We start from the raw sequence: 10,254 nt of genomic DNA, 5'->3' as shown, positions 1-10,254 counted from the left end.
GGAACACCTTGTTTTGCAAAATTTTCCAAAAGAAGTTCAAAATGTTCCGGTTTTGCCTTTTTTAATTCCTCGTTTCCAAGCCAATAACTTTCTATTACCGGATAAGAAAAGGCGGAAAGACCTATTATTTCTGAAATTGTTTTAAGATACGGGTAAAGCGTTATAAAATGGCTTAACTCCTCCTCCACATTTTCGCATCTGCCGGAAATTACGCATTTTTTTAGTCTTTCGGCGGCGGAATCTTTTCCGCAAAAACCAAGATAATTTGGCGGAAGAGAAAACCGGCTGACTAACTGCAAAGCTTTTATGTCCTTCTTATTCATAACCTCCATTTTACATCAATTTTCCAAAAAGGGACTACCCCGAATCGGGGTAAACTCCCGTCATTGCGATCCCGACTTTAGGTCGGGAGAAGCAATCTCACCAAGATTGCTTCGTCGCTCGTTACCACTCGCTTCTCGCAATGACGAAACGCAAAGTAGTAGAATTAAACTCATGAAAATATATGTTTTTGGAAACGAAGATTTTACAGAAGACAATAAAGCGCTTAAAATTGCATCCTTACTCAAAAAAAGCGTCAAAGACATTGATTTTATATATATAAAACCCAACGAAGACCTTCCTTTCCCAGATAAAGAAAATGTAATAATTATGGATGTTGTGGAAGGAATAAAAAAGATTAAACTTTTTGATTTAGACAGCGCCAACAAAATTATTCTCTCCCCGCGCGTCTCCACGCATGATTTTGATTTGGGGTTTCAGTTAAGGTATTTAAAAAAGCTGGGAAAACTCAAAAAAGTTAAAATAGTAGGCATACCTTGTCAAGGAAAAGTGGACTATTTAACTGTCCATTCAATTTTAAGAAAATTGGTGGCGCAGGACATACAAGGGTCGTAAGCGCGGATAATTTTTTCCGCATCTCTTCTTAGAATATCGTGTTCTTTATCCAAATTATCATTAAAATATTTTTTTAAATCGTTTTCTATATTAATTTGGTTTTGGGCGGTAGGCACAATTACATCGTAATCTTCAATTATTCCTTTTTCGTTAATTTTTGCCAAATGATATAAAATTCCACGGGGCGCTTCCACCACCCCAACCCCGCTACCTGCTTTAATTGGTTTTTTTATGGGGTCCTCGGGAACAATTTTTATTGTTTTTAAAATGTCCAAAGAATCGTCCACACATTGCAAAACTTCAATTGCCTGCGCCAAATTGTTGTGATAAATGTTGTTTGACGGGAAAACAGATAAATACTTTTTGGCGGATTTTTTAGTTCGCGGGTTTAGCAAATCCTTATTAAAATTTAATCTTGCAAGAGAACCTACCAAATAGTCTTCGTGTACATCAGAAAAGACATACCCCTCCGCTTGGGAATACGGAATTACTACGGACTTTAAAAAGCTGTGAAATTTTTCCTCGGAAACTTTTTTACCGCTGGAATTGATTATTAATCCTTCTATAAAGTCATAACTCTTGTCGTTTCGCAAACAAAGGTAATCAGAATTTCTAGTAAGATTCTCATTCCATTCAAAGAATGTTTTTATTCCTCTTAGAACTTGCGGTCTTACCGATTCCAAACGGGAAATTAAATCGGGAAATTTTGAAGGGTCGGGAAGTTTTAAAAATCCGCCGATTGTTGGAAACGGCGCGTGAATAGCCGCCCCTATAACCACTTCGGTAATTTCTTTTCCTACTCTTTTTATATCAAAAGAGTCGTGAAGAAGTATATGTCCTAAACTATTGGAATCATCAGAAATATCAAGAATAGAATCAACTCCCAAAATATCGGGCAGAACAAAAAAGTATAAATGCAAAGCGTGGTCTCGTATCATTAACCCGTTATAGGCAAGTCGTCTTAAAAGCATAGTCTGTTTTGTGTTTACAATTCCTTGAGATTTTTCAATAGCTTCAAGAGCGGCGAACAAATGAGCAACCGAGCAAGTTCCGCAAATTCTGGACAAAAAAGACGGGGCGGCAATGAAGGGTTTACCCTTGACCGATTCGGTATAAAATCTCCGATAATCCTTTATTATAAATTTTAAATTTTTAACTTTGCCATCTTCAACCACAACTTCAAGACCGGCAGTACCTTCTATTTTTGTGATGTTGTCTATAGTTATATTTCCGTTATGCATCGTAAATTCCAAAAACTTTTAGATACTTTTCCAAAATTTCCATAAAAGTTTTAACATTCATAGGGCAACCCGGCACTTTATCATCCACCGCAATTACTTCATCCAGTCTTTTTACTTTAGCGCTGTAATCAAAATGGTTTAGATACCATTGAACTTTTTCATCAATTTCTTTATCCGCAAATTCATTTCGGGAACTTGAGGGCATTCCTGTACAAGCGCATGCTCCTACCGCAACCACATATTTGGCATTCTCTCTTATTTTTTTCACTTCTTCCTCTTGTTTTTTGGAAGATATGGCTCCTTCAATAAAAGCAACATCCAAATCTTTTAGGGAATTTTTGGTTTTGAGAACTTTTAGGTGCCTAAATTCAACTACTTTTTTCCATTCGTCAAAATGGTCGTTTAAAAGTTCAGTAAAAATAATGGTGCTATCTTCGCTACAAGTAAACGAAAACCACCCCACCACAAGCTTCTTTCTATCCATATTGCATATTCTATCAGAAAACTAAACAAGTGTGGTATATTATAAAACAATGTGCATCGCGTTTCCGGGAGAAATAATTAAATTGGAAGGTTTAAAAGCGCAAGTTAAATACCCTAATGAGGTAAGAACTGCGATTATAGGGGAAGAAAATGTAAGAGTGGGGGATAAGGTTTTGGTTCAGATGGGAATAATAATTCAAGTTTTAGCCTCCCCCGACAAACTTATACCGCTTCCCGCCGCAACCTAGCAAGCAGTTTTAGGGTAGCTTCTACTGACGGGTTACTATCATTTAAAAAAATGAGGCGCTTTCCAAATCTATGCATTTTAACCCGTTCCCCGCTTTGCTCAGGACACAAACTGACCATTTACAAAAAGGTGTCTAATCTCAATGTGTTAGCTCGCTTGCTTCCAACCTTCGCCTTCGGCGGACAAGCCTGCGCAACGCCCCCGCCCGCCGCGCCTCCGCTATTTCTTGCGTGCGCGATTTTAGCTCCCTTTTGAAAAATTATTCCAGTACGGTTTGAGGTGTTTATATTTGGTGGGAATGTTAAGACGACAATTTATTAAGTCAACTTCTTTTTGCAACCCTACAAGTTCTTCATCAGTAATGGTGCCAAACAACTTGAGGTTTAGTTCAAATTTTGCTTTATTCCCTTCTGGATAACGGAATATATCATTGTCAGTATCAAAAGCCGTTTGTGAATTGAGGAGTTTTCCGTTAAAAATCCTAATGCTGTAGTATTTGTCAACGATACGAACTAATTCATCAAATTTTTTATCCTTACTCTGATTTTGTATACTCAATATTTTGGCCAACCCATCTTTGAGATCCCTTAAATTGTGCGTCTTGAAATATCCTTTTTGAAAGGTAACGCTATGTGTTTTTAGAACAAGCTCTATTGCATGTTTTATGTTCCAAATAATTGGAATCAGTAGTAGTTTTGCATCATATGTTTGTTTAGAAACCCGCCACAGAAGCGTCGGCTGATTGCAGTATTTTTTCTCTCTCATCTCTTCAACCCCAATATATGCTAAGGCAAGATAGCTTTTTGCTACAAATTGCCAATCCCATTTTGAGCCGATCGCTTGTTGCTTTATTCCTTTTGTTCGCATGATTTTCTAATGGAGGCGTTATCTATTTTTGAGCAAATACTTTTGTCCCCATTTTTTATAGAAACAACATGTAAGCATATGTTCTTTTGATCGTCTTTTTCGCAAAATTCAACAGACATATCCCAATAATAAACATTAGCATAACAAACACTTCTCATTTGTTCACCTTCAATCCTGTCACATAATTGAGTGTTTTGGTACTTGCGAGCGATATTTGTGTAACAAGCATCCAGGGCGTTTTCAAAGAGGAAATGTTGTTTATCTGATTCTGCCGTTTTTATAGCACTATTGTATTTTTTATTGCACTGTTCGCCTAGTCTACGGCTTTTAACTCCGGGGACATTCCAAAGCACGCCTCCAATCAGCGCCAACAAAGCACCGAAAATAAGTAACCTCTTTCTTTTTTTGAGTTTCATACTGTAAGGATAACTCTTAGTGAGGGTGAAAATCAAGCTTGTTTTTTGTTTCAGAATATTTGTATAGTGTAATTGTAATCAGACTGGCTTTCGGATTTTTTAATGGTCGCTTTGGACAGATCCGAAAGGGTTTGATGCGCTTGTCGCAGAGACGGTCGTGGCAAAACACCCCCCCTCCAGTGGTAGATGTGGGTTTAGACAAAGGGTACCCCCTATTTGTACAAGTAGTGTAAAATACAGATATGCGCAAAAGGTTTTTACTTATATTATCTCTCTTTATTGTAATCTCGCTCATCGTGGCAGGAAGTGTGTATATCCTCATTCGGCAACAAGAAAAAGCTCAACAAAGGGCGTTCGCGCTTCCAATTCCTAACCCACAACTAAAATGGACTGAAACAAAAAACTCTAAAAACGACTGGGGTTTGTACCTGCTAGATTTAAAAACAGGAGAGGGGGGGTATGTAAGTTTAAACGGAACTATATGGATTTACAATAAACTTGTTAAGAATGAAAATATATATGTGCAAAGAGAAAACTTTTTTTCTGAAGTAACAGACAACTGGTTTGAAAGCAACAACTGGGTAAGCGAGGCGAATATTCGCGCAAATGACGAATATCGCATAAATGTAACTATGCCTATGGGTGTTGGCAACGATACAAGAGGTTATTTAAAAGTTTGGGACGATAAAGTAAGGGTTGTTTATTGGAGTACCTACACCAGTCGGGATGCTTATACAACAGCAAAACCCCCATACCCTGAAAACGAATTAAATTATCCCTTTACTGTTGAGTATAAGATATTTATTAGTAATGTTGTTCCAATAAAAGACATAATAAAATAAGGGCTTACCCAAGGCTTTCGCTAAGAATAAGCCCTCTTGTCTCATCTCTTGTTTCTCAATGCCATAGGCAAATACCCTTTGAAAATTAGCCCTGCCACAGCATTGTATTCTACGGTATATGTTGCGACAGAGCCAACAGTAGCCTCACCGGAGACAATTTGGTAGTCAACCTCGCCTTTCCAATCTGTTGCGAAAGTGTCCACTTTGTACAACCCAGACCCTATGCCGAAAACCTTTATATCGTAATTCCCGTCTTCCGGCTCGTTTATATACAACACTTTAGAAATGTTCTCGGGTGTTGTGGTACCCGCTCTTGCTAGACCTTCCAAAACATAATGTGAGTTAGGTATTTGGTTCCAAGTAGTACCCGTTGTTGGGTCATACCCAGATTTTCTCCCAAACCTATCTGTAACCACAAACTCCACTGGCGAATGCGCCGCAACACGCATATCTCGGTTATCCACGGGCGTATCTGTAAACACAGTCATTCTGCTAAATTGATTGTTGTAACTTTCTTTAAGAGTAGTGCTTCCAAGAAGCGGATCATTTATTGTGTAAGTTTTAACACCTCCCACAGTGGTTATTCCCGTAGCTACAACAAAATGCCCTTGATTTCTAACACCTAACATAACAGGTTTACCGGAGAGAATATATCCATCCAACACAGAACTGGATGTGGTGAATATAGTTTCCGCATAGATCGTCACACCACCATATCTTGCATATTCTACGATACTGTTAACATTCCCATTATGACCAGCATCATACCCTCGGTGTGTTTTCATCCATTCGTTTATCTGTCTTGGATCTGTTCTGAAAGGCACATCCAATTTCTGCGCCCAGTAGTTAATAACCATAGCCCCGCTAGTGATAAAACAACCCCAAGCATACATAGTGTTGTATCTATCTCCGGCAGGATAATTGTTGTAAGTATCAAGCTCCCATACAGGACTGTTTCCATCTACAGGCGCCGTCCCTTGATAGAACAACGGAACATTCATTGTGGACGACAGTTGGTAGTTTAAATCAATGGTCAATTGCCATCCGTCAGGAACATTGATGTATCGCCACTCAACATAATTATTGCGTCGCGTTGTGGGCGTTGGAGTTACACTAGTAATTTGAGCGTTTGAAGGAAGCGTTACGCCTTGAATTAACTCGCCAATTGGGGAACCTTCCACTCGTATATACCAATGGCCATTCCAATTATTTCCAGACCCTGTGGTCATCTTCCCGATAGTTACATAAAGTGTAAAATGCAGGGATTGCCCAATAGGAACAGCTTGTCTAAAAAAGATGGTGATATAAATATTCGTTCCGTCCATTCTTGTGGATGTGTTTAATGGACCTTTGTCATCTTCGGCTCTAATGTTTCGGTAATCGGTAGTGTTCCAATCATCCAACAACCAAATAATTCCTGTGAAATTGTTGGCGCTGTTGTTTTTGACTATGTGTTCAAGAGACATATCACCATGCCCATCTGACCACAGGTACGATACAACCTTCAAAAGTCTAAAGTCCACGGCGCTATCCATAGACTGTGAAGAAGCGTCCCCGTTTTCAACAAACAAGTTAGCTGACAAACCAGCAGTTCTTTCTGTAGAAGCGCTAGCGCCCCCTCCCGTAACAGGCGAAAAGGGTGAAAGAATTACAGCCAACAGTACTGAAAGAACCAAAAACCTGCTTCCGAGTTTCATCTTACCCTCCTTGGGATTGATTAGGATTAAATTGTCAAAGTGCAATGGAAGAATACCCTACTTTGGCTGTTACTGTCAAGGGATAGTGGTCGCTATTAGCCTATAAATGTTAAAGCAATTCCTTTTTTATCGGCTCTTCCCGTTCTGCCTATTCTATGGATATAAGTATCATAACTTTCTGGAAGGTCATAATTAATAACATGACTAATATCAGTAACATCTAACCCTCGAGAAGCTACATCCGTCGCGATTAAAATATTCACTCTGCCAAGAGTAAATTGTTCAAGAGATCTCTGCCTTTGGTTTTGACTTTTGTTTCCATGCAAAACAGCTGTTTGAAACCCATTTTTTAAAAGACTAGTTTGTAACTTATCCGCGCTTCGTTTAGTTCTCATAAATATAAGGGTTTTGGATACTTCTTCTTTGCCTAAAAGGGTACATAACGCATCCGCTTTGTCTCTCCCTTTTAAATCTATAACATCTTGATAAACATTTGCGCTAGCATCTGCCGTTTTAACTGAAATCATTACCGGGTTAACAATAAATTGACGCATTACACTTTTTACGCTTTCATCTAAAGTTGCCGCGAAAAAAAGCGATTGTCTGTTTTGAGGGAGTTTTAAAATAATTTTTTTTATGTCAACTATAAATCCCATATCAAGCATCCGATCCACTTCATCCAGAATAATAGAATCAAATGTTCCAAAATTAATTTTCTTTTGGTTTTCTAAATCAAGCAACCTTCCCGGAGTTCCTATCACAAAATGAGGTCCTCTCTGAAGTTTATTAATTTGACCACGAATGGATACCCCGCCAATGCAAACAGTAGAATATAAACGCAATCCTCTAGAGAAAATCTGAAATTCTTTATCAATTTGCACAGCTAACTCACGGGTTGGGGCAATTATTAAAACCTTGGACCCTCTATTAAGAATCACTTTGTTTATAAGTGGAATTAAAAAAGCCGCGGTTTTACCTGTACCAGTGTTTGCAACACCTACCACATCGCGACCTGCTAAAATTTCAAGTATTGCTTGGTCTTGAATTGGCGTTGGTTTATCAAATTTACGAGAGGCCACATTTCTAGCAAGCTCCTCGTTGAGAGGAAAGTCCGAGAAGCTGTTTTTAATTTCGTAGCCAGCAGAAACAGGACCTGTTATTTTTCCAATAACCGTCCTTGGGTCAAAACTACGAAATCTAGTTCTTTGAGGATTAAAACCCCTTCTTCTTTGTTTATACATAGTAGTTTTCAAATGAAACTGTTGATATTAATGGAGATGCAAGTATGAGGTATTCCTACTTTACCAACCTAAAAACAGTCCCTGGTTCCAAATTAACGGAACACAAGTTATTGTAACAGATTATAAATAATTGTCAAGGGACTATGGGGCAACTTGAGTTCAAGTTGTGTGTAGATTTTTCTACTTTTCATAAAATCTTATAAGCTAAATTACACTATTTTATACCACCGTACTATTCTATTTTACAATCGGGTATTTTGCTTGTAGACCCTCCGCCCACATCAGAGGTGAGTGAGGTTGATAAAACAACTCCCCCTGTCCCTTAAAGTCTTTTTAATAATACTAAATCGCCACTAATTAAAGCTTCTTTTTTTGATTTCGTCCAACCCTTTAATTGTTTTTCTCTTCTCATTGCTTCTATTCTAGTAAGATATTCTTCGGAATAAACTAATTCAAAATATTTAAAATATTTTATGTACTTAGCAGACCTGCTGGTTTTATTTTTGTGTTCCTTTAACCGTCTCTCTAAATCGTTCGTTTGGCCAATGTATAAAGTATTAGATGATGTACGAAGGATGTAAACGAAATACATATAATTTATTGTCCCTCGATTCGTTTCACTCACTCGGGACCTTCTTTCGCTTCACTCTTTACGGGCTATAGCCCTGAGCGAACGAAGTGAGTCGAAGGGCTGGCCGTTTACAGAAAATGTCGAACTTCATTTGATTAGCTCGGCCTTCGACCTCGCTTGCTCCGGCGCGGCGCCTTTATACTGAGCTTGTCGAATGTGCCCACCCGCCGCGCCTCCGCTATTTTTTGCGCGCGCGATTTTGCGATTGCTAACGCAATCGCTTATTTTTATAGAAAACAATTAAATTTCCTTCGTATTCGTACAACTTATAGTTCCCCAAAATTTTATCAAATAATTCAATCCACCTGTTCTTAGAGGGAACATGTCCCCAATTAACTATATGAAACAAATTTAAATATGGTTCGCAAATGAAAATATAATCAAAGTTGTTTACGACTTCTTTAAGTGTTTTTTCTTTGTCGTATGCATGATGAAGTGAGTATGTAAATGTTGCCATTTCTCCTTTCGGAAATCCTTTGTTGAAATCAAGTGATTGTATGTTTAGTCCTTCGTTTTTTGCTCTTTTTAACATTGGCCCACTTCTATCACAAGCTATTATTTTTTTAGGCTGAAAAACCTTTTTAATTCGAATTGTATTTTTACCATCACCGCATCCTAAATCGAAAATTTCTTTATATCGGAACTCCTTTGGTGCTTTTGATTTGACAAATTCGAACAAAGGATCGTGGAATCGATTGTAACAACATGGAAAAAGTTTGTATCCTATTGTCTCGATAATAAATTCTCTAATTTTCATTTGTTTTATTACTTAATTGTTTTAATTTAGTAACGAATAATCCGGCTCCAGCAAGAGGTAAGATAAATAATATAAATAGTGGATTTAGCAAGGAATGTCCGCTTCCAACGTAAGCGTAGGTGACGGCAGTTCCAAGATGAGCTATTGTAACTACCGGAATAAATGTTCTCGCTCGGATAGTGGACAAACCAATAAGGTAGGTTAGATTATCATTTGAGAGAAGTGGTACTAAGTAAATTAAAAAAAAGATTATCAGGGCCTTATCAGATCTGATTACATTGTCATATTTTTTAAAATCGGCCTTCTGAATAAATTTAGAAACAAACATCTCCCCCAAAAATCTACCCAGATAGAAGTTGATTATCGTCCCAATAGTTTTACTAAGCCAGATTAAGAGTAGGCCGTTCCAAAAACCGAAAATTGCTCCACCTGCCAAAGCGAAAACTGCGTGATTTAATGGTGTTATAACTACTGGTATTACTGCAATAGCAGTAAAAATTACGGGAGCTAAAAAACCATAATTATCTAAAAAATTTCTTAATTGTTGTTTATCAGGAAATAAAGGATTAGGAACCAAATAGCCAACTATGGTGGCTATAAGAGGTAAACCGAAAATAACAAACCAAAATAAATTGCGTTTATTCAATACTTTCATATTGGTCATTATACTTGATTCAGCTAAACTTCAGAAGTTGCTATTGTAATATTTTCTCGCTTTTTGTATATTGTAGTTGTACTCAGAAATAACCTTCGGGCTTTTTAATGGCCGTCTTGGGCAGATCCCGAAAGGTTTCTGAGTACAACCAGGGCGGCCATTTGAGATTTATAAAAAGTTCTTTCCACCAAGGGCGGACAGGTAAAATTTCTACCAGAGATTATCTCTGTTTGAAACACTCTTTTAGCATTGTTCTCAAGGTTGTTTTGCCTTTGGTCGT

The 10,254-nt window shown here is 37.9% G+C and carries 13 protein-coding genes; 3 read left to right on the top strand and 10 right to left on the bottom strand.

Going from position 1 to position 10,254, the window contains the following annotated elements:
* A partial coding sequence (locus tag KJ678_01100; GenBank protein ID MBU1016745.1) for a hypothetical protein occupies positions 1 to 323 on the bottom strand: 323 nt, incomplete at its 3' end.
* Positions 324 to 495: 172 nt separating this feature from the next.
* On the opposite strand from KJ678_01100, the gene KJ678_01095 reads away from it, so the two are divergent.
* Positions 496 to 897: a hypothetical protein gene (locus KJ678_01095; GenBank protein ID MBU1016744.1), complete on the top strand. Its 402-nt coding sequence runs from the start codon at positions 496 to 498 to the stop codon at positions 895 to 897.
* Here KJ678_01095 and KJ678_01090 read toward each other — a convergent pair.
* Both KJ678_01090 and KJ678_01085 read right to left on the bottom strand, forming a co-directional pair.
* Positions 837 to 2,138, bottom strand: coding sequence for a nickel-dependent hydrogenase large subunit (locus tag KJ678_01090; GenBank protein ID MBU1016743.1), 1,302 nt, complete (start codon positions 2,136 to 2,138; stop codon positions 837 to 839). The genes KJ678_01095 and KJ678_01090 overlap by 61 nt on opposite strands.
* Complete coding sequence (locus KJ678_01085) at positions 2,131 to 2,622, bottom strand: hypothetical protein (GenBank protein ID MBU1016742.1); 492 nt, start codon at positions 2,620 to 2,622, stop codon at positions 2,131 to 2,133. The genes KJ678_01090 and KJ678_01085 overlap by 8 nt, the downstream gene beginning before the upstream one ends.
* Positions 2,623 to 2,671: 49 nt before the next feature.
* On the opposite strand from KJ678_01085, the gene KJ678_01080 reads away from it, so the two are divergent.
* Positions 2,672 to 2,869, top strand: a complete 198-nt coding sequence (locus KJ678_01080; protein MBU1016741.1) for a HypC/HybG/HupF family hydrogenase formation chaperone — start codon at positions 2,672 to 2,674, stop codon at positions 2,867 to 2,869.
* 239 nt (positions 2,870 to 3,108) lie between these two features.
* Here the strand turns inward: KJ678_01080 and KJ678_01075 are convergent, their stop codons facing one another.
* Positions 3,109 to 3,735 (bottom strand): hypothetical protein, encoded by a 627-nt coding sequence (locus KJ678_01075; GenBank protein ID MBU1016740.1) that lies wholly within the window; start codon positions 3,733 to 3,735, stop codon positions 3,109 to 3,111.
* Positions 3,717 to 4,151, bottom strand: a complete 435-nt coding sequence (locus tag KJ678_01070; GenBank protein ID MBU1016739.1) for a hypothetical protein — start codon at positions 4,149 to 4,151, stop codon at positions 3,717 to 3,719. The genes KJ678_01075 and KJ678_01070 overlap by 19 nt, the downstream gene beginning before the upstream one ends.
* 242 nt (positions 4,152 to 4,393) lie before the next feature.
* On the opposite strand from KJ678_01070, the gene KJ678_01065 reads away from it, so the two are divergent.
* Positions 4,394 to 4,993: a hypothetical protein gene (locus KJ678_01065; GenBank protein MBU1016738.1), complete on the top strand. Its 600-nt coding sequence runs from the start codon at positions 4,394 to 4,396 to the stop codon at positions 4,991 to 4,993.
* A 41-nt stretch (positions 4,994 to 5,034) separates the two neighbouring features.
* Here KJ678_01065 and KJ678_01060 read toward each other — a convergent pair whose 3' ends face one another.
* The 5 genes from KJ678_01060 to KJ678_01040 all read right to left on the bottom strand — a co-directional run bounded on the left by KJ678_01060 (position 5,035) and on the right by KJ678_01040 (position 9,974).
* A complete protein-coding gene (locus KJ678_01060; protein ID MBU1016737.1) occupies positions 5,035 to 6,690 on the bottom strand; it encodes a C39 family peptidase in 1,656 nt (551 codons plus the stop codon).
* A 95-nt stretch (positions 6,691 to 6,785) separates the two neighbouring features.
* Positions 6,786 to 7,931 carry a DEAD/DEAH box helicase gene (locus KJ678_01055; protein MBU1016736.1) on the bottom strand — a complete coding sequence of 382 codons (1,146 nt, stop codon included), beginning with the start codon at positions 7,929 to 7,931 and terminating at the stop codon, positions 6,786 to 6,788.
* Between the two features lie 322 nt (positions 7,932 to 8,253).
* Positions 8,254 to 8,523 carry a GIY-YIG nuclease family protein gene (locus KJ678_01050; GenBank protein MBU1016735.1) on the bottom strand — a complete coding sequence of 90 codons (270 nt, stop codon included), beginning with the start codon at positions 8,521 to 8,523 and terminating at the stop codon, positions 8,254 to 8,256.
* A 247-nt stretch (positions 8,524 to 8,770) separates the two neighbouring features.
* Positions 8,771 to 9,319, bottom strand: coding sequence for a class I SAM-dependent methyltransferase (locus tag KJ678_01045; GenBank protein MBU1016734.1), 549 nt, complete (start codon positions 9,317 to 9,319; stop codon positions 8,771 to 8,773).
* Positions 9,309 to 9,974, bottom strand: coding sequence for a VTT domain-containing protein (locus tag KJ678_01040; protein MBU1016733.1), 666 nt, complete (start codon positions 9,972 to 9,974; stop codon positions 9,309 to 9,311). The genes KJ678_01045 and KJ678_01040 overlap by 11 nt, the downstream gene beginning before the upstream one ends.
* Between the last annotated feature and the right edge of the window lie 280 nt (positions 9,975 to 10,254).

The organism is Patescibacteria group bacterium (genome assembly GCA_018817085.1).
Lineage (GTDB): Bacteria > Patescibacteriota > WWE3 > CG2-30-40-12 > CG2-30-40-12 > CG2-30-40-12.
This window is presented reverse-complemented; position numbering and strand designations above follow the sequence as displayed.

Coding starts and splice junctions, on each gene's coding strand:
- KJ678_01095 (MBU1016744.1), top strand. CDS start 496: ATGAAAATATATGTTTTTGGAAACGAAGATTTTACAGAAGACAATAAA.
- KJ678_01090 (MBU1016743.1), bottom strand. CDS start 2,138: ATGCATAACGGAAATATAACTATAGACAACATCACAAAAATAGAAGGT.
- KJ678_01085 (MBU1016742.1), bottom strand. CDS start 2,622: ATGGATAGAAAGAAGCTTGTGGTGGGGTGGTTTTCGTTTACTTGTAGC.
- KJ678_01080 (MBU1016741.1), top strand. CDS start 2,672: ATGTGCATCGCGTTTCCGGGAGAAATAATTAAATTGGAAGGTTTAAAA.
- KJ678_01075 (MBU1016740.1), bottom strand. CDS start 3,735: ATGCGAACAAAAGGAATAAAGCAACAAGCGATCGGCTCAAAATGGGAT.
- KJ678_01070 (MBU1016739.1), bottom strand. CDS start 4,151: ATGAAACTCAAAAAAAGAAAGAGGTTACTTATTTTCGGTGCTTTGTTG.
- KJ678_01065 (MBU1016738.1), top strand. CDS start 4,394: ATGCGCAAAAGGTTTTTACTTATATTATCTCTCTTTATTGTAATCTCG.
- KJ678_01060 (MBU1016737.1), bottom strand. CDS start 6,690: ATGAAACTCGGAAGCAGGTTTTTGGTTCTTTCAGTACTGTTGGCTGTA.
- KJ678_01055 (MBU1016736.1), bottom strand. CDS start 7,931: ATGTATAAACAAAGAAGAAGGGGTTTTAATCCTCAAAGAACTAGATTT.
- KJ678_01050 (MBU1016735.1), bottom strand. CDS start 8,523: ATGTATTTCGTTTACATCCTTCGTACATCATCTAATACTTTATACATT.
- KJ678_01045 (MBU1016734.1), bottom strand. CDS start 9,319: ATGAAAATTAGAGAATTTATTATCGAGACAATAGGATACAAACTTTTT.
- KJ678_01040 (MBU1016733.1), bottom strand. CDS start 9,974: ATGAAAGTATTGAATAAACGCAATTTATTTTGGTTTGTTATTTTCGGT.